This window comes from Salmonella sp. GDC200615, assembly GCF_050574145.1.
Lineage (GTDB): Bacteria > Pseudomonadota > Gammaproteobacteria > Enterobacterales > Enterobacteriaceae > Salmonella > Salmonella enterica.
Genome location: NZ_CP192247.1, coordinates 2,166,567 through 2,185,510 on the forward strand (window position 1 = coordinate 2,166,567; position 18,944 = coordinate 2,185,510).

The following is an 18,944-nucleotide window of genomic DNA, read 5'->3' on the forward strand; positions in this document are numbered from 1 at the left end:
AGTGAGAAATCACTCCCTTATTTTTGATGTTCAGGTAAAAAAATGAAGAATATCCTCGCTATCCAGTCCCATGTTGTTTTCGGACATGCGGGCAACAGCGCCGCCGAATTTCCCATGCGCCGTCTTGGCGCGAATGTTTGGCCGCTGAATACCGTTCAGTTTTCTAACCACACGCAATATGGTAAATGGACCGGCTGTGTCATGCCGCCCAGCCATCTGACTGAGATTGTCCAGGGGATTGCGGACATTGGCCAGTTAGCGCACTGCGACGCCGTACTTAGCGGTTACCTGGGATCTGCCGAGCAGGGAGAACACATTCTCGGTATTGTGCGCCAGGTTAAAGCAGCAAATCCGCAGGCAAAATATTTCTGCGATCCCGTGATGGGGCATCCGGAAAAGGGTTGTATCGTGGCGCCTGGCGTCGCAGAGTTCCATGTGCGTTATGCGCTACCCGCCAGCGATATTATCGCGCCTAACCTGACTGAACTGGAAATTCTCAGCAAACATAGCGTGAATAATGTGAATGACGCCGTGCAGGCGGCGCGAGAACTGATTGCTCAGGGGCCAGAAATTGTACTGGTAAAACATCTCGCCCGCGCCGGTTACAGTTCAGAACGCTTTGAAATGCTGCTGGTGACAGCGCAGGAAGCCTGGCATATTAGCCGTCCGCTGGTGGATTTCGGTTCACGTCAGCCGGTTGGCGTTGGCGATGTCAACAGTGGTTTATTGCTGGTCAAACTTTTGCAGGGCGCGACGTTGCAGCAGGCGCTGGAGCACGTTACGGCGGCAGTCTATGAGATTATGATCGCCACCAAAACGATGCAGGAGTACGAACTGCAGGTCGTGGCGGCCCAGGACAGGATCGCTAACCCTGAACATTACTTCAGCGCAACGCGGCTGTAATTATTGCTGCTAAAAAGAGGCCGGATGGCGGTACAGCGAGCTATCCGGCAACATGACATTAATTCAGTCCTTCCGCTTTAAGCGCTGCCGCAACGGTCGGTCTTTTTGCGACACGCTGCATATAACTTTCAATATGCGTTAACCCGTCCATATTCAGTTTTACGCCATAGGCCCAACGCAATACGGTAAACAGATAAGCGTCTGCGATGGTAAAACGCTGGCCGCAAATCCACTGGTCGTCTGAAAGCGATTCATCCACATACTGAAATTTCTTTTCCAGAGCGGCGCGAACGGCGGGTTTAAGAGTTTCCGGCGTGTCAGGGCGGAACAGCGGGGTAAAGCCTTTATGCAGTTCCGTTGCAATATAGTTGAGCCATTCCAGTACCGGCGCCAGAAGCTGGCGGTCGGGAACGCTGTCGGCGAGGTACTGCATAATGGCGACGCCTTCAGTCAACAGTGTGCCGTCATCCAGCAGCAGAGCCGGAACCTGTCCTTTAGGGTTGACTGCCAGGTAATCATCACCGTTTTCCAGGCGTTTTTTTGCGAGATCGACGCCATCAAGCGTAAAGTCTTTGCCAATTTCGCGCAGGGTAATGTGGGAAGCAAGAGAGCAGGCACCCGGTTTGTAGAACAGTTTCATCGGTAACTCCTTTTTGCTGGGGTTTAAAGTATGGTAGTGCGGGGACGAGCAAAAAAAAGCCGCTAACGCACAGTTAGCGGCCTGAATGTTGTTTCCCGGAAAATTAAACTGTAGCGGCTTTAGAGCCTTTTTCAGCGGTATCATCGTCCTGGGTCATACGGTTCAGCTTAGGCGCTGTCAGCAGCATCAGGACGGCGATAACGGCGGTTGCTATGCCAATCTGCATAAATACGCGACCATAGACTTCCAGGGACATCAGTGGGTCAGTCACGTCGCTCGGCACAGCCATCAGGTTGGCGACATAACCGCCGATGATGTTAGCGCCTGCCGTTGTCAGGAACCAGCTACCCATGATGAAACCCATCAGACGCTGCGGAACCAACTGTGCGACCATTGCCAGTCCCAGACCGGAGATCATCAGCTCACCGATACTTTGCAGGCCGTAGCTTGCGATCAGCCAGTTTACGGATACGATGCCGGCATCGTTCGCAAATTTGGCGCCCAGCGGCAGAATCAGGAACGCGCCGGAACACAGCACCATACCAATGGCGAATTTCATCGGCATCGGCAGCGTATCGCCCATCCTGTTATAGATAGCGGCCAGAATCGGGCTGCCGATAATGATCCAGAATGGGTTCAGCGCCTGATACTGTTCCGGTTCGAACGCGATACCGAGAATAGAGTGCTCGACGTTACGAATGGCAAAGAAGTTCAGCGACGTCGGCATCTGGCTGTACAGTACGAAGAAGATAATCGCCTGCAGCATCAAAATAAAGGCGACGATCATTTTACGGCGAGCCGCGCCGTGCATGGAAAACGCTTCTTTACCGAAGATAATGACGATGCCAAGAGCGATTACGCCCAGCACCATACGCGCGATATCCTGGTTGTGCAGCAGCCAGGTGGCGACCGCAATCAGAACGACAATACCCACGATTGTCAGCAGCAGATTACGGAAGTTGATCGGTTCAAAGTCGGGTTTGGAACCGTAGCTTTTCACCCAGCGCTGGCAGAAAGCAAAGTTAACGACGGTTATCAGCATACCGACGACGCTAAGCGCAAACGCGGTGCTCCAGCCATAACGCGCCGCCAGCCACGGCGTCGCCAGCATAGAGAAGAAGGAGCCGATGTTGACGGACATATAATACATCGTAAATGCGCCGTCGAGACGCGGATCATCCTTCGCGTAGCAGGTAGACAGCAGGGAGGACGGGTTAGCTTTAAACAGACCGTTACCCACAGCGATAGCCACCATGCCCATATAGACGATGCCAGCGTCATGACCAGACCATGCGACCAGCGCATAACCGATAGCCAGCACCACGGCACCCAACATAATAACGCGTTTGGTGCCCAGAATTTTATCACCTAACCAACCGCCAATGGCGACCAGGCCGTACACCAGCGCACTGAAGGAAGAGAAAAGGGTGATGGAATCCGCTTCTGACATACCCAGTTGTTTTACCAGGTAGACGGCCATAATGCCTTGCAGGCCGTAATAACCAAAACGCTCCCATAACTCTATCGAGAAGATGAGATAGAACGCCTTCGGTTGTTTGAAAGCGTTCAAACTGACGCTTTCAGTTGGTTTTTTGTTTGCAGTAGACACTTTTACCTCTTTTTTACGCCCCGTATTAACAGGGATTGTCTGGCGCGTGATGAGTCAGACTCATCCGTCCGATTGTTATATTGGAGGGGAAACGGCAGGTAATGTTCACTATCTTTCCTCTCCAGACAAGAGCTTTGTAATAATCTGTTACATATAACTCTTCTGGTTGAATCGTCCGATGTCAGAAATGTTATCCAGCGTTAAATTTCTTCATTTGAAGAGTGGCAGATTTTTACACTGCAAAAAGGCCATTAGTTTGGGTGAAAGGCGATATCTTCTGCTATTTAAGGTAAAAAGCAGTGATATAGGCCATTATCTGAAAAAATGGCAGAGTAATGTTTTGTAGTGAAAACGGGGCGTCAGTCTATCCGGTTGTAAATGTAACCTTAGATGTCATTAAATTTCACATGAAGTTATCAAAGTGATCCTGATCACGGATAGATAGAAATTTTTGCGATTAAAAAATGATTAACCTGACGTGGAGGGAAAACGAAAGCACATTACATCAGAAAAAGGACAGAGACTGGAATGATTGATGGCTAAAATAGATCCAGGCCGAAGGTGGGAGCGCGCTGGTGTGACGGACGCACTCCGACCATATCAAATATCGACTTTTTCTTTGTATTCGCAAAGGTCTTCAATGAGGCAGGAGCCGCAGCGGGGTTTTCGGGCGATACAGGTATAGCGGCCATGCAAAATTAACCAGTGATGGCAGTCCACTTTGAACTCATTCGGCACCACTTTCAGCAACTTCTCTTCTACCTGTTCGACATTTTTACCCGGCGCGAACTGTGTTCGGTTGCATACACGAAATATATGCGTATCAACGGCGATGGTCGGCCAGCCGAAGGCGGTATTTAGTACTACGTTAGCGGTTTTTCGCCCCACGCCGGGAAGCGCTTCCAGCGCCGCCCGATCCTCCGGCACTTCGCCATTATGCTTGTCCAGTAAAATACGGCAGGTCTTAATCACGTTTTCCGCTTTACTGTTAAATAAACCGATGGTTTTGATATAGGATTTCACGCCTTCTACGCCCAGTTCCAGCATCGCGGCTGGCGTATTGGCGACCGGGTAAAGTTTGGCGGTAGCCTTGTTCACGCTGACGTCGGTTGCCTGCGCGGAAAGCAACACGGCAATCAGCAACTCAAACGGCGACGTGAAATTGAGTTCCGTTGTGGGGTGCGGATTGTTGTCGCGCAGGCGCGTCAGAATTTCCAGCCTTTTTGCTTTGTTCATCAGACTTTCCCTGTTTCACCTGCCGGAACAGCGGAAGGCGCGGTTTCGGCGCGGCGTTTCTTCATTTTTTCATCAATAAGATATTTTACCGCCAGCATGAGCCCCAGGCCGATAAACGCGCCTGGCGGCAGCATCGCCAGCAGGAAAGGCGAGTCGGTGTGAAATATCTCGACCCGTAATACTTTTGCCCAGCCTCCCAGCAGGCTATCCGCGCCATCGAAAAGCGTACCATTCCCGAGGATCTCGCGCAGCGAACCCAGCACGAACATCGCGCCTGTCGCGCCCATGCCGATAGAAAAACCGTCCAACGCGGAAAGCCACGGTCCTTTTTTCGCGGCAAACGCTTCGGCGCGACCAACAACAATGCAGTTCGTTACAATCAGCGGAATAAAAATCCCTAAAGACTGATACAAACCGAACGCATACGCATTGATCAGCATCTGTACTGCGCTTACCACCGAGGCAATGATCATAACGTAAATCGGGATACGGATTTCTGCCGGCGTCCAGCGACGTAGTGCGGACACCGTAAGGTTGGTCAGCGTTAATACCAGCGTTGTGGCCAGACCCAGCCCCAGAGCGTTGGTTGCCGTAGACGTCACTGCCAGTAAAGGGCACAGGCCAAGTAGCTGCACCAGAGCAGAGTTATTTTTCCATAACCCCTGAACAACAATGTCTTTTATTTCGCTCATGGCTATTCTCCACAGGCGGTTAAATGGGGGAGCTGAGCGGGCAGTGATTCGGCGTACAGCCCGGCGCGTTTAACCGCATTCACTACGGCACGCGGCGTTATTGTCGCCCCGGTAAATTGATCAAAATCACCGCCATCTTTTTTCACCGCCCAGTGCGTATCATTTTCACCGCTGATGGTTTTACCGCTAAAGTGGGTAATCCAGTCAGACAAACGGCGCTCAATTTTATCACCTAACCCTGGCGTCTCATGATGTTCCGTCACACGCGTCCCCAGGACGGTACCGTTGAAATCTGCGCCAACAATAAGCTGGATAGCGCCGGAATAGCCATCTGGCGCGGTGGCCTCAATGATGGCCGCTACGGGTTTATCATCCTTGCGAGCGATAAAAACACGGTGTGTGCCTTTGCCGAGGGCGGGCGCATCGACCAGATAACAACTCTCTTGCAGATTATTATTGTAACGATCTGGCGGCAATACCTGATCGAACAGGGCATGTTGTTGTTGCAGCGCTTGTTCGTGGATGGTTGATTTTGTCATCTGATTAATCACCGCGGTCAATCCCGTAGAGCCTGCGGCAAAAAGCGCCAGCGTAATACCGTGTTTACGAATCGTTTTCAGCATGGTTTATCCTTTGCGATGTCCATAGACGCGGGGGCGCGTGTAGTAGTCGATCAGAGGAACCGTGATATTCGCCAACAGGACAGCAAAAGCAACGCCGTCCGGATAGCCGCCGAAGCTACGAATCAGCCACACTAATACCCCAGCCAGCGCGCCGAAAATTAAACGTCCATGGTTGGTCGTGGAGGCGGTAACCGGATCCGTTAAGATAAAAAATGCACCCAGCATGGTGGCGCCTGACAGCAGATGAAGCTGCGGCGAGGCCAGCGTAGCGGGCGAGAAAAGCCAACCTAACGCGGCGCATAGCGCCAGCGTCAGCAGAAAACTGACCGGGATATGCCAGCGGATAGCTTTTTGCCACAGCAGGAATACGCCGCCGACAAGCCAGGCGAGGTTAACCCACTGCCAGCCCACGCCGGCCAGCGCGCCGCTGTATATCGGGTACTGCATAATTTGCTCAACGGAATGTCCGGCGCGCAAGGACGTTTTAAACGTATCCAGCGGCGTCGCCTGGCTGATACCGTCAATACCGATACGTAGCAGCGTCATATCGCCGCCGCTGGCGGTATGCCCGCTAAAAATCATCCGTAACGTGTCCAGCATATCGGGCGTTGTTGCGGCTATTTCATAAGCCGGCAACCAGCTTGTCATTTGTACCGGAAAGGAAATTAATAGCACCACGTAACCGATCATTGCCGGATTAAAGGGGTTTTGTCCCAGCCCGCCATATAACTGTTTAGCGATAATAATGGCGAATCCGGTTCCCAGCACGACCATCCACCAGGGCGCAAGCGGAGGGATGCTGACCGCCAGCAAAAGCCCCGTCAATAACGCGGAATAATCCTGCAGGTGACTGGCGACCGATTGTTTGCGCAGCCTGAGGACAATGGCTTCTGCGACGAGCGCCGTGATAGCAGCCAGAACGATCTGGAAAAGCGTTCCCCAACCAAAAAACCACGTCTGCGCGGCAATCCCCGGCAGAGCGGCGATTACTACCAGCAACATGATTCGCGATGTCTGGCGCTGGTTATGGGTATAAGGCGAGCTTGCGATTCTGAATACCATTTAATCCTCGTTAACAACCTGCTGCTGTGCTGCTTTTTTTGCCTGAACGCGGGCGATAGCCGCAGCAACCGCGGCTTTACGCGGGTCGGCCGGTTCGGCAGGTTCGCTTCCGGCCTGCTGCTCCTGCTTACGGGCTTTGGCGCGGGCGATGGCCGCTTCCACCGCGGCTTTACGCGGATCGACCGGTTCGGCAGGTTCGCCTCCGGCCTGCTGCTCCTGCTTGCGGGCTTTGGCGCGGGCGATAGCCGCTTCCACCGCGGCTTTGCGCGGGTCGACCGGTTCGGCAGGTTCGCTTCCGGCCTGCTGCTCCTGTTTGCGGGCTTTGGCGCGGGCGATGGCCGCCTCCACTGCGGCTTTACGCGGGTCGCCGCCGGATATCGCGCTGTCAGCCACCGGATGAGCGGCTTGTTTAGCGCGCGCTTGCGCTTTACGCGCTTCACGGGCCGCGATGACGGCGCTATTGTCTGGCAGACTACCCGCCTGAATAACCACCGGTTGCGTGGCCTGCGCCTGTTTCTCTTTTACCCGCGCCAGCGCAGCGGCAATGGCATCCTGATCTTTTGCCGCTGGTTGTACCGCTGCGCTCTTATGACGTGCAAGGCGGGCGGCTTTTTCGCGCTCCAGTCTTGCCTGACGAGCCTCAAAACGCGCTTTGGCTTCGGCGGCGCGTTTTTCTTCAAGCCTGATCGCATTAATCTCCGCTTTTTCCTGACGGAAATATTGGACGAGCGGAATATTACTGGGGCAGACCCAGGCGCAGGCGCCGCATTCTATACAATCAGCAATATGGTGAGCGGTAGCCTTGTCATGCTGCTGCCCTTTGCTGAACCAATAAAGCTGCTGCGGTAAAAGGTCGGCAGGGCAAGCGTCAGCGCAAGCGCTGCAACGAATACAGCTTTTCTCTTCCTGAGGCGCTCCCATTTCAGTCACGGATGGCGCCAGCAGGCAGTTGGTGATTTTTACGACCGGTACGTCAAGCCAGGGAAGGGTGAATCCCATCAACGGGCCGCCCATGATGACCATCTGGTCAGCAGAAGGGCAGAATCCGGCATCGTTAAGCAAATGACGAACGGGAGTGCCGAGCCGCGCCCAGACGTTACCCGGACGGCTTACCGCTTCACCCGTTAAGGTGACGACGCGTTCTGTGATCGGTTCGCCGTCAACCACGGCGCGTTTAACGGCATAAGCCGTACCGACGTTTTGCATCAGCACGCCAATATCAGAGGAGCGCCCGCCGTGGGGAACCTGTTTTCCCGTCAGTATTTGGGTGAGTTGTTTTGCGCCGCCGGAAGGGTATTTGGTTGGGATCACACGTAACGAAATGTCGTGAGCGTCAGCCAGTACGGCGCGCAGCATGGAAATAGCCTGCGGTTTGTTATCTTCAATGCCGATTAATACCTCACGCGGTTGCAGAATATGCGCCAGGATGCGAATACCTTCCACAATCTGCGCGGCGCAGTCCTGCATCAGACGATCGTCCGCCGTAATGTAAGGTTCGCACTCTGCGGCATTGATAATAAGCGTGGTGATTTTATCGCCGCCGCCCTGCAATTTAACGCCGGTGGGAAACCCTGCGCCGCCAAGCCCGGCAACGCCATACTGATGAATGCGTTCAATGAGCGCTTCACGGCTGTGGGCGCGGTAATCAGACCAGCCCTCGCGTTCAATCCAGCGGTCCTCGCCGTCGGCATCAATGATGACGCTTAACTCCGCCAGCGCCGAAGGATGTGCCGTCGAGTGGGGGGCAATAGCGATAACCGTCCCGGAGGTGGGCGCGTGTACCGGCAGCATTCTCCCACGTCCACGGGTCAGCGCCTGGCCGCGCAGCACGCGATCGCCGACGCTAACGCACAACTCGCCCTCAGCGCCAATGTGCTGTTTTAAGGGGATAACGAAGCGCGGCGCTAAAGGCACCTGACGCAGCGGCGTGCCGTTTGACTGGGTCTTCATTTCGGGCGGATGAATACCACCGTCGAAATCCCAGATTTTATCTTTTCTGAAAGCGGAAAATAGTTTAAGCATGTTGTTCCACGGGAATGATGCGAACGGGAATGGTGTTCAAATCCCATTTCCAACTGTCGGGCGTCTCATTCACCGGACGTAATTCGATGCAGTGCGTCGGACACGGATCGACGCACAGATTACAGCCAGTACAGAGATCGCTCATGACCGTGTGCATGGCGCGCGTTGCGCCAACAATGGCGTCAACCGGGCAGGACTGAATACATTTTGTGCAGCCAATGCAGTTATTTTCATCAATAACTGCCAGCATACGTACTGGCGCGGCCTGCTGTTCTTCGCCATCGCATGGCTGCGGCTCTACGTTTAGCAGCTCTGCCATTTTCAGCATGACGGCTTCGCCGCCGGGCGCGCAACGATTGATTTTCTCGCCCTGGAGACCCACGGCTTCAGCGTAGGGGCGACAGCCGGGATAGCCGCACTGACCACACTGGCTCTGCGGCAAAATCGCATCGATTTTTTCAACAACCGGATCATCTTCAACCGCGAATCGGCGGGAGGCATAACCCAGAATGGCGCCGAACACCAGGCCCAGAAGGGTCAGGGCGCCAACGGCAATCCAGATAGTATTCATTACAACTTCACCAAACCACTAAAGCCCATAAAGGCCAAAGACATTAATCCTGCGGTAATCAATGCTATCGCGTTACCACGAAAAGGGGCGGGCACATCCGCCACGGCAAGGCGTTCGCGGATGGCGGCAAACAGAACCATCACTAATGAAAAACCGACGGCGGCGGAAAATCCGTACAGCGCCGACTGAAGAAAGTGATGACCGAGATTAATATTCAGTAACGCTACGCCCAGAACCGCACAGTTAGTGGTAATCAGTGGTAAGAAGATGCCTAACAAGCGGTATAACGCCGGGCTGGTTTTCCGTACAACCATTTCGGTAAATTGCACGACCACAGCAATGACGAGGATAAAGGCCAGCGTCCGCAGATAAATCAGATCCAGCGGAATAAGTATCCAGGTGTCGATAAGCCAGGCGCATATCGACGCCAGCGTCATGACAAAGGTCGTCGCGAGGCCCATCCCCATGGCGGTTTCCAGTTTTTTGGATACGCCCATAAAGGGACAAAGGCCCAGGAATTTGACCAGTACAAAGTTATTGACCAGTACAGTTCCGACAAAGAGCAGCAGGTAATCAGTCATGTTTCGGCCTGAAATAAAAAAGCCGCCTATTATCTGTCAAACTACCACAGGCGACAACAGGTTAACTGTAGGGTTATTACGGATTAACAAACGTTGTTTTAACGCGCGCTGAACGTTTGAGATAAGGCACAATGAGCGCCGTCGCCAACAGTGGGAAGAGTAACTGACGCACTGCAAAGGCATCTGAGACGGGCGAAAAGGCAAATGCTTTAACCGCCAGTAACACCGACACCAGCAGCCAGATAATGTAATGCTTCGGCACGCAGCGTCTGCGCTTGAAGAATGCGATCGTCAACCACAGGGTATAGTACCACATGGCGATAGCGGTAATAAATGAAATGCCCCATAGCAGTAAATTACCGGTTTCCTGTCCGCTAAGCGTCTTGAACGTTTGCGGTGTGGCAAGCGCCATAACGTAGAGTAATAACGCCAGCGAGGCGCTCAACAACGCGACTAACAGCCAGGCTAACGGGCCAAGAAGCCAGCCTCCAATTCGTTGTGGCGGTGTTGTAGTCATATCTTCTCCGGGGTTACGCGCATTAACGGTCATGCCGCTCATTTTGGGGCAAATATTATAAGGTTTTTGATGTTAAACGCTACTTTCTTTATTGCACATAGCGCCAGACGGATTGCGGAACCTGACCTACATCAAACAGGCGTCCTCCGGAAACCAGTTCGGCACGGCGGTGATCTGCAGCGCGATACATATTAACAATGTCCATGTCATCAGTAAGGGTATAGTTAAGGTGGTCGAACAGTTTTTCCAGACTTTCGAGCGAACTAATTTTGCGGAATTTTAATAGATAATCCTGAACAGTCATATAAAGTTGATCCATATTAAATATAATGCCAACGGAGTAGTCACTGATAAAAAATAAACAAAACCGCACCAGTGAGAGGTCAGGGGTGCAGGTAAAAAGGGAATATTCTTACCGGTAAAGAGTCAGGCGCCACATGGCGCCTAGGGCGAAAGGTTAACGCGCTTTCCTACAACAGGCAATAAACGTCAGACCAGATAGGACATACTTTCGTTTTTTTTGCCGGTTTTTGACTTTTCTTTGCCCCCCCGGGGCGCCGCTTACCGTGCCACGCGAAAATGCCTTTACATTATCTGACGCTTACTTCTTCTGAACGGAAGCCGTGGGCTCTGGTGGTTGGTAATTGTCAATATGGTTGGCAATACCTAAAAGAATGACTGAGATAACGAGAACTATCCACCCAGTTAATTCAATAAGACGATTCATTATTGACGACATTTGCTTTGATTTATCCATAAACACAGGGGGTAAATGTTACTTTCCTGGCGAACGGTCGGCAAGAGGGAGGGAAACGTTTTCAGCCTCTGTTCTGTAACAAGTTAATCATTTGATGCTACGTTGATGGTCAGGACGCTATTGCGGCTAATCGCACGATGGTGTGGAATAGCGATATCTAAAACCGGAGGCAGTGAGATGAATGACAAAATCCGCGTTGGGTTAATCGGTTATGGCTACGCCAGTAAAACCTTTCATGCGCCCTTAATTATGGGAACGCTAGGGCTAGAGCTTGCGGCGGTATCCAGCAGCGATGAAACAAAAGTGAAAGCAGATTGGCCGGCGGTTTCCGTGGTCTCTGAGCCCCGACATTTATTTAACGATCCGCATATCGACCTTATCGTGATCCCGACGCCCAACGATACCCATTTCCCGCTGGCGAAAGCTGCGCTGGAAGCCGGTAAACATGTGGTGGTTGATAAACCCTTTACCGTGACACTGTCACAGGCGCGAGAATTGGATGCGCTTGCGCAGAGCACTGGCCGGGTACTTTCCGTCTTCCACAACCGACGCTGGGACAGCGATTTTTTGACGCTGAAAGCCTTGCTGGCGGATGGCGTGCTCGGCGAGGTGTCCTTGTTTGAATCCCACTTTGATCGCTTCCGTCCCCAGGTGCGCGACCGCTGGCGCGAGCAAGGCGGGCCGGGAAGTGGTATCTGGTACGATCTGGCGCCGCACTTGTTGGATCAGGCCATTCAGCTTTTTGGCCTGCCGGTCAGCATGACGGTGGATTTAGCGCAACTGCGTCCGGGCGCGCAATCTACAGATTATTTCCACGCGATTTTATCCTACCCCCAGCGCCGCGTGATTTTGCACGGTACGATGCTGGCCGCGGCGGAATCCGCGCGATACATCGTTCATGGTTCGCGCGGTAGCTATGTTAAATATGGCCTCGATCCCCAGGAAGAACGGTTAAAAAACGGCGAGCGTTTACCGCAGGAAGACTGGGGATACGACATGCGTGACGGCGTATTGACCCTGGTTGAGGGAGAGACGCGCAAAGAAGAGAACTGGCTTACGTTGCCGGGTAGCTACCCGGCATATTATGCCGCCATCCGCGATGTGTTAAACGGTAACGGTGAAAATCCCGTGCCGGCAAGCCAGGCGATTCAAATTATGGAGTTGATTGAACTGGGCATGGAATCGGCAAAACATCGCGCGACGCTGTGTCTTGCCTGAGATGTCGCATTTCTCCGCCTGGGATAGCATTAAATCGCAGGCGGAGAGAGGGCGTTAGCATCAATAAAGCAATCTTACGCCGCGGCCACTTTTTCGCGCAGCGCACGTTTTTCGCCATCGCTCAAAAAGGCGATTTCCAGACCGTTAATCTGCGCCTGGCGAATCTGTTCGCGGCTCAATCCTGCCGCTGGCGCGGCAACGTGATATTCATGGATAATATCTACGCCCTGAACAGCCGGATCGTCCGTATTAAGACTGGCGAGAACGCCATGCTCAAGGAAGGTTTTGAGCGGATGATCTGCCAGCGATGCGACGGTACTGGTCTGAATATTCGAGGTCAGACAGGATTCAATACCGATACGCTGTTGTACAAGAAAATCCATTAACGCGCGATCTTCGACAGCTTTTACGCCATGTCCGATACGCTCGGCCCCCAGTTCGCGAATCGCCTGCCAGATACTTTCCGGCCCTGCGGCTTCGCCAGCGTGAACGGTAATATGCCAGCCCGCATCGCGCGCCCGATTAAAGTGCGACAAAAACAGACTGCCGGGAAAGCCCAGCTCATCACCGGCTAAATCCAGCGCGGTGATGTTCTCTCTGTGCGCCAGCAGCGCATCAAGCTCCTGTAAACATGCCGCCTCGCCGAAGGTACGGCTCATAATGCCAATGAGTCGCGCCTCGACGCCAAACGTGTTACAGCCGTCGCGTACGCCGTCGATAACGGCTTCAACCACGCCTGCTATCGGTAACTGATGCGCCATCGCCATATAGCCGGGCGAAAAGCGAAGCTCGACGTAATGCAGGCCGTTACGTGCGGCATCTTCAATATTTTCAAAGGCCACACGGCGGCAGGCGTCAAGCGATGCCAGGACTTTTACCCCCCAATCGAGCTTCGTGAGAAAGCTCACTAAATCGGGTTCGGTTGAGGTGACCTGGACATGCGGAATCAGCGTTTCCAGCGTTTGGGCGGGAAGGGCGATGTTGAACTGCCGACCAAGATCCAGAATTGTTTGGGCGCGAATGTTGCCATCAAGGTGGCGGTGGATGTCAGTCAAAGGAAGCGTAATATCAATCATGGGCGCACTCAATTTTTAATAAAAGTGCGCACCATTATACTACAGATTGATAATGCTCTGGAAATTTTGCAAAAACGGAGTCATTACGTTGCAACTTCGCGAGAGCGCGGGAGAAATTTTGTATCATTCTCTTTAACGCGCCCCCAGTCAGCTCACGGGGGCCGTCTCTGTTATCGCCTCTTAGGATAAAGGGTCAACCCCCCGCTTGTAGACAGTATCAGCGAACGGTGCGGTGGCAAAATCCATATCCGAGATCGTAAAGGGGAGCAGATCGGCTTCGCCAAAACGATCGGCGACATAATCCCACTACGTACACCATGTCCCGCGTCGGTCAACTTCCTGTGAAAAATCGAACATATCCCTTCTTTATGCCTGAACGGTATTCATCAGGCCAACCATTTCATCTTTTACCGACTGAACCTGCGGGCCGATAATTACCTGCAAATTATGCTGATTGAGCTGTACGATGCCTGTCGCGTGATTGTCCTTCAATGCCTGGACATCGACAAACGACATATCTTTCACTGACAGGCGTAGGGGGGGATGCAGTTGTCCAGACTCACGATGATTTCCGTGCCGCCTAATGCTCACGACGAGCACCATGTGCGGAGTCAAACGATAGCCGCTCGCCTGGTAACGCAAAAGTAGAGGCTGCGCGTCGTTCGGCGCAGACCGGGTGCAGCGTCGCGACACCCGGCAAGGCGATTATTGTTGAGGCAGCGCCGGAACGTCCGGTACGGAAAGCGCCGGCATCCCAAACAGGCCGACAAAGTCTTCCAACGGCATTTTTTGTCCGTTGAGCGTGATCTGGCCATTGGCGTACTGCAAACTGGAGGCGATAGTATTATCCTTCAGCGTTGTCAGTCGGAACATCTGACCCATTGCGGACATCCCCTGCACCTGCTGTTTTGCCAGTTTTTCCGCATCATCCTGCTGATAGCCTTCCAGCTTTGCTATCTGCGTCATAAACTCGACCGCCATGTCCATCGGAATTGCCAGTTTCGCATCCAGCGATTTCACGGAGCGGTCGACTTCCTGCGCCAGCGTTTGCGGTTGTGCCGTTGTGGTTGCCGGATCTTTGAGGAACAGCGACAGATTCAGCGTGGTTTCCCCTTTGGCGTTTTTCCAGCTAAGCGGCGCCAGGGTCAGTACCGGATCGCCTTTTAACAGCACGGGGAGAGCGCTAAAGAACGCTTCAGTGACTTTTTGCTGATAAAGCTCAGGATTCTGCGCCACGTCCGGCTGATTCAGCAGCGCCTGCGTTTGTGCATGATATTGCTGACTAAACTGGTGCCAGGCTTCGCCGTCGATTTGACCGACTTTCAGCGTTAATTTACCGCTGCCCAAATCCTGATTCTGCACTTTCAGGCTGTTAAGCGAGTAATCCAACTGGCTGTTAATGGTTTTTCCGTCGTTGACGAGATCGGACTTGCCGGCAATTTCCATCCCTTCCAGCACCGCCATCTCTTTACCCTCAATGGCGATGGACAGTTTATCCAGCGTTAACTTTTGGTCGCCCACACGTTCGCCAAAGCTTGCCAGTTTACTGGTACCGTCGGTTTTCAAATTATTAAAGGTGAGTTGGACCTTCTGGTTATATTCGTTAACGGCATCGACCAGGCCGCTCTGCGCTTCGCCCGACAGCGAAACCACATTACCGTCTTTATCGGCGTTAAGCTGGAACTCGCCGCCGCTAAAGGCGACCTTTTCACCGGCATTCTCGTAGTTTAACGGCTTGAGAGAGATATCGGAGCGGGTATCGCCGCCATAACCAATGCGGGTATTGATAACAAAGGGCGTGTCGCCTTTCGCGATATCAAAGAGGGGTTTTGCCGCATCGTTATTCACCAGCGTGGTTTTTACCGACGCCATAGAAGGGATCAGATTGAGCGTTTTGAGCTGGGCGAGCGGGAAGGGGCCATGTGAAACGGACTCGTCCAGCACAATGCTTTGCCCGGGCTTCAACCAGGTAGTGTCTGCGCCGGCAACCGGTTTGACAACCAGTTGCAGATGGCTACTGAACACGCCACGCTGGTAGTTTTGATAACTTAATTCGACACCGGCCTCCGGCGCAGTACGCTTGAGCTGTTCATTGGCCTGAGTCACCATTTCTGAAAGATGGTTCTCCAGCTTTTTCCCCGTATACCAGGCGCCGCCTGTCCAGACGATGCCAAGTGCAATCACTACACCTGCAGCTACCAGTGTTTTTTTCATATCAATTGTCCATAAAAATGAAACCAGGCGGATTAAACCGCCTGGAGGAGTTTTACGTCTGTTATAAGCTTAGCAAGAGTTGTTAAAAAATTCAGTACGTTGCTACAGCTTGTTATAAACACGCGCTAAACGGCCTGTGCCGCTGGCGTTAACCGGAGACTCATCCGCGCCGATAAAGGCCGATTCACCCGGCTTCAGTACCAGACGCTGTTCATCTTTACGTAACACCGCCTCACCCTCAACGCAGAACAGAATCGCGGCGCTGTGTTGGCCGATGCTCGTCTCCTGAAGCGCCAGGTCGTGCAGTGAAAAAGCAAAATCGTCAACCGGAATTGGGAAGTCCAGCTCCGCGCCGCTTTTCACCGGGGCAGTCAGCAACTCGCCGGCAGGTTTAGGTTCGAACTTCACGTTCGCGACCAGCTCAGGGATGTCGATATATTTTGGCGTAAGGCCAGCGCGCAGAACGTTATCGGAGTTCGCCATGACTTCCAGCGCAACGCCCTGCAGATAAGCATGAGGCGTTTCGGCAAACAGGAACATCGCCTCGCCGGGATTCAGTTTGACCACATTCAGCAACAAAGGAGAGAAAAGCCCGCTGTCGTCAGGATAATACTCTGAAATCACGCGGATCGTTTGCCACGGTTCGCCTTGCTGGCTGTTAAGCGCCGCTTTGAGTACGGCTAACGCGCGGGATTTTTCTTCGCCTTGCATATTCAACAGGCTGGCGAAAAGCTGGCTCAGACGTTCAGCATTCGGCGCCTGCAAAAAGTGGGCGATAGCGGAATGCGCGCCGGCGACAGGTTGCAGTAAAGAGACAATGTCAGAAAATTCGCGGAACGCGTTCATCGCCAGGAAAGGCGTCAGGGCAAAAACCAGCTCTGGTTTATGGTTAGGATCTTTATAGTTCCGCTCTGCGGCATCCATGGGGATACCCGCCGCATTTTCTTTCGCGAAACCGATTTCGGAATTGCGCTTATTCGGGTGCACTTGAATAGAGAGCGGCTGCGCGGCGCACAGTACTTTAAACAGAAACGGCAGTTCGCCGAAACGGTTGGCTACCGCTTCGCCCAGCATGGCGGTTTTATTCTTTTCGATGGCGTCACGCAGGGAGACGGTTTCGCCGTTGGCGGTGGTGATTCGCGAGCTGCTTTTGGGATGCGCGCCCATCCAGAGTTCAGCCATTGGCTGCTGCTGCGGATTGGCGATGCCATAAAGTTCCGTTAACGCAGTTTTACTTCCCCAGGCATAGTTTTGCACTGAGTTAATGAGTTTTTGCATTATCAAGCCCTGTTTCAATGTGGAGATCAATGGGAGGTATTAAACCAAGAAACCCGCATGAAGTAACCTCCGGGCGTAAAAAGTCGTACTTGTCTCAGTTTTTGTTAAAAAATTGTGTAGGATAGTGTTACTCGCTTTGAGTCGGGCAATGGAACACCTGCCCAGAGAATAACCATACCGAGCGGTAAGTGAGAGCACAATGTCAAACAAACCCTTCTTTTATCAAGACCCTTTTCCCCTCAAAAAGGACGATACCGAGTACTACTTGTTGACCAGCGAACATGTTTCCGTCGCCGAATTCGAAGGACAAGAGATCCTGAAAGTCGCGCCGGAAGCGCTAACGCTGTTGGCGCGTCAGGCCTTCCACGATGCGTCTTTTATGCTACGTCCCGCGCATCAGCAGCAGGTGGCGGATATTCTGCGCGATCCGCAGGCCAGTGAAAACGACAAATATGTCGCGCTGCAATTCCTGCGAAACTCCGATATCGCGGCCAAGGGCGTGTTGCCCACCTGCCAGGATACCGGTACGGCCATTATTGTCGGCAAAAAAGGCCAACGCGTCTGGACTGGTGGAGGTGATGAAGCGGCGCTGGCTCGCGGCGTATATAACACCTATATCGAAGATAACCTGCGCTATTCGCAGAACGCGGCGCTGGATATGTACAAAGAGGTCAATACCGGTACTAACCTGCCGGCGCAGATCGATCTCTACAGCGTCGATGGCGATGAATATAAATTCCTTTGTATTGCTAAAGGCGGCGGTTCGGCGAATAAAACCTACCTCTATCAGGAGACAAAAGCGCTTCTGACGCCGGGTAAGCTCAAAAATTATCTCGTCGATAAGATGCGTACGCTGGGCACCGCCGCCTGTCCGCCGTATCACATTGCGTTTGTCATTGGCGGCACCTCGGCGGAAGCGAACCTGAAGACCGTTAAGCTGGCCTCGGCAAAATACTATGATGCGCTACCAACCGAAGGCAATGAACACGGGCAGGCCTTCCGCGATATTGAGCTGGAAAAAGAATTGTTGCTTGAGGCGCAAAATCTTGGCTTAGGCGCGCAGTTCGGCGGCAAATATTTCGCTCACGATATTCGTGTCATCCGATTGCCGCGTCACGGGGCATCGTGTCCGGTAGGTATGGGCGTGTCCTGCTCCGCGGATCGAAACATTAAAGCGAAGATCAACCGGGAAGGGATCTGGATCGAGAAGCTGGAGCGCAATCCCGGTAAATATATTCCTGAGGCGCTGCGCCAGGCGGGAGAGGGCGAGGCGGTGCGCGTTGATCTTAACCGTCCCATGAGCGAGATACTGCAACAATTGTCGCAGTATCCGGTATCAACGCGCCTGTCGCTGAACGGCACAATTATTGTGGGTCGCGACATCGCGCACGCTAAACTGAAAGAACGGATGGACAGCGGCGAAGGTTTGCCGCAGTACATCAAAGATCATCCTATCTATTATGCGGGGCCGGCAAAAACGCCGGAAGGGTACGCCTCCGGGTCGCTTGGGCCGACTACCGCAGGACGGATGGACTCTTATGTTGATCAGCTCCAGTCGCAGGGCGGCAGTATGATCATGTTGGCGAAAGGCAACCGCAGCCAGCAGGTGACCGATGCCTGTAAGAAACATGGCGGCTTCTACCTGGGCAGTATCGGCGGCCCGGCAGCCGTTCTGGCGCAGGGCAGTATCAAGCGCCTGGAGTGCGTGGAATATCCTGAACTGGGTATGGAGGCTATCTGGAAAATTGAAGTGGAGGATTTTCCGGCCTTTATTCTGGTGGATGATAAAGGCAACGATTTCTTCCAGCAGATTCAGTCATCGCAGTGCGCACGCTGCGTTAAGTAATGTCGCCGCCCTGCGGGGCGGTAACATGATTCGCTATTTTGCCGGAGAACGGCGCAAGCGCCTTATCCGGTCTACACCGTTGTGTTGTTATCGTTAATA

Annotated in this window: 18 protein-coding genes and 2 pseudogenes; 3 read left to right on the forward strand and 17 right to left on the reverse strand. The window is 53.1% G+C overall.

Features of this window, described 5'->3' with window-relative positions; all coding sequences use genetic code 11:
- Positions 1-42: 42 nt before the first annotated feature.
- Positions 43-903 carry a pyridoxal kinase PdxY gene (gene pdxY, locus ACQ29O_RS10360; RefSeq protein ID WP_020936965.1) on the forward strand — a complete coding sequence of 287 codons (861 nt, stop codon included), beginning with the start codon at positions 43-45 and terminating at the stop codon, positions 901-903.
- 58 nt (positions 904-961) lie between these two features.
- Here the strand turns inward: pdxY and gstA are convergent, their stop codons facing one another.
- The 12 genes from gstA to blr all read right to left on the reverse strand — a co-directional run bounded on the left by gstA (position 962) and on the right by blr (position 11,183).
- Positions 962-1,543, reverse strand: coding sequence for a glutathione transferase GstA (gene gstA, locus ACQ29O_RS10365; RefSeq protein ID WP_020936966.1), 582 nt, complete (start codon positions 1,541-1,543; stop codon positions 962-964).
- A 103-nt stretch (positions 1,544-1,646) separates the two neighbouring features.
- The gene (dtpA, locus tag ACQ29O_RS10370) at positions 1,647-3,152 is read right to left on the reverse strand and encodes a dipeptide/tripeptide permease DtpA (protein WP_000100915.1); all 1,506 of its coding nucleotides are present in this window, start codon (positions 3,150-3,152) and stop codon (positions 1,647-1,649) included.
- A 600-nt stretch (positions 3,153-3,752) separates the two neighbouring features.
- Positions 3,753-4,388, reverse strand: coding sequence for an endonuclease III (gene nth / locus ACQ29O_RS10375; RefSeq protein ID WP_001030318.1), 636 nt, complete (start codon positions 4,386-4,388; stop codon positions 3,753-3,755).
- The gene (locus ACQ29O_RS10380) at positions 4,388-5,080 is read right to left on the reverse strand and encodes an electron transport complex subunit E (RefSeq protein ID WP_001289628.1); all 693 of its coding nucleotides are present in this window, start codon (positions 5,078-5,080) and stop codon (positions 4,388-4,390) included. Before ACQ29O_RS10380 ends, nth begins: the two co-directional genes overlap by 1 nt.
- 2 nt (positions 5,081-5,082) lie before the next feature.
- On the reverse strand, positions 5,083-5,703 hold the full coding sequence (gene rsxG / locus ACQ29O_RS10385; protein ID WP_000920822.1) for an electron transport complex subunit RsxG: 621 nt from the start codon (positions 5,701-5,703) through the stop codon (positions 5,083-5,085).
- Between the two features lie 3 nt (positions 5,704-5,706).
- A complete protein-coding gene (gene rsxD, locus ACQ29O_RS10390) occupies positions 5,707-6,765 on the reverse strand; it encodes an electron transport complex subunit RsxD (protein ID WP_000231958.1) in 1,059 nt (352 codons plus the stop codon).
- A complete protein-coding gene (gene rsxC, locus ACQ29O_RS10395) occupies positions 6,766-8,787 on the reverse strand; it encodes an electron transport complex subunit RsxC (protein WP_001746977.1) in 2,022 nt (673 codons plus the stop codon).
- The gene (gene rsxB / locus ACQ29O_RS10400; RefSeq protein WP_001092601.1) at positions 8,780-9,358 is read right to left on the reverse strand and encodes an electron transport complex subunit RsxB; all 579 of its coding nucleotides are present in this window, start codon (positions 9,356-9,358) and stop codon (positions 8,780-8,782) included. The genes rsxC and rsxB overlap by 8 nt, the downstream gene beginning before the upstream one ends.
- Entirely contained in the window at positions 9,358-9,939 is a 582-nt protein-coding gene (gene rsxA, locus ACQ29O_RS10405) for an electron transport complex subunit RsxA (protein ID WP_000133179.1), read from the reverse strand. The genes rsxB and rsxA overlap by 1 nt, the downstream gene beginning before the upstream one ends.
- A 76-nt stretch (positions 9,940-10,015) precedes the next feature.
- Positions 10,016-10,456, reverse strand: a complete 441-nt coding sequence (locus ACQ29O_RS10410; protein WP_000214061.1) for a DUF2569 domain-containing protein — start codon at positions 10,454-10,456, stop codon at positions 10,016-10,018.
- Positions 10,457-10,544: 88 nt separating this feature from the next.
- Positions 10,545-10,760, reverse strand: a complete 216-nt coding sequence (gene ydgT, locus ACQ29O_RS10415) for a transcription modulator YdgT (RefSeq protein ID WP_000217946.1) — start codon at positions 10,758-10,760, stop codon at positions 10,545-10,547.
- 297 nt (positions 10,761-11,057) lie between these two features.
- A complete protein-coding gene (gene blr / locus ACQ29O_RS10420; RefSeq protein WP_001708800.1) occupies positions 11,058-11,183 on the reverse strand; it encodes a division septum protein Blr in 126 nt (41 codons plus the stop codon).
- Between the two features lie 207 nt (positions 11,184-11,390).
- On the opposite strand from blr, the gene ACQ29O_RS10425 reads away from it, so the two are divergent.
- Positions 11,391-12,431 (forward strand): oxidoreductase, encoded by a 1,041-nt coding sequence (locus ACQ29O_RS10425; protein WP_000998234.1) that lies wholly within the window; start codon positions 11,391-11,393, stop codon positions 12,429-12,431.
- A 74-nt stretch (positions 12,432-12,505) separates the two neighbouring features.
- On the opposite strand, the gene add is transcribed toward ACQ29O_RS10425, so the two are convergent.
- The 5 genes and pseudogenes from add to manA form a co-directional block, all read right to left on the reverse strand.
- A complete protein-coding gene (gene add, locus ACQ29O_RS10430) occupies positions 12,506-13,507 on the reverse strand; it encodes an adenosine deaminase (protein ID WP_000565571.1) in 1,002 nt (333 codons plus the stop codon).
- Between the two features lie 225 nt (positions 13,508-13,732).
- Positions 13,733-13,864: pseudogene (locus ACQ29O_RS10435) on the reverse strand (transcriptional regulator); the annotation flags it as partial.
- 9 nt (positions 13,865-13,873) lie between these two features.
- A pseudogene (locus tag ACQ29O_RS10440) lies at positions 13,874-14,094 on the reverse strand (glucose PTS transporter subunit EIIB); the annotation flags it as partial.
- 118 nt (positions 14,095-14,212) lie between these two features.
- Entirely contained in the window at positions 14,213-15,721 is a 1,509-nt protein-coding gene (locus tag ACQ29O_RS10445; protein ID WP_000753342.1) for a YdgA family protein, read from the reverse strand.
- Between the two features lie 102 nt (positions 15,722-15,823).
- Complete coding sequence (gene manA, locus ACQ29O_RS10450) at positions 15,824-16,999, reverse strand: mannose-6-phosphate isomerase (RefSeq protein WP_001170622.1); 1,176 nt, start codon at positions 16,997-16,999, stop codon at positions 15,824-15,826.
- A 199-nt stretch (positions 17,000-17,198) separates the two neighbouring features.
- Between manA and fumB the strand changes: the two genes are divergently transcribed.
- Positions 17,199-18,845, forward strand: coding sequence for a class I fumarate hydratase (gene fumB / locus ACQ29O_RS10455; RefSeq protein WP_000066611.1), 1,647 nt, complete (start codon positions 17,199-17,201; stop codon positions 18,843-18,845).
- Positions 18,846-18,944: the final 99 nt, after the last annotated feature.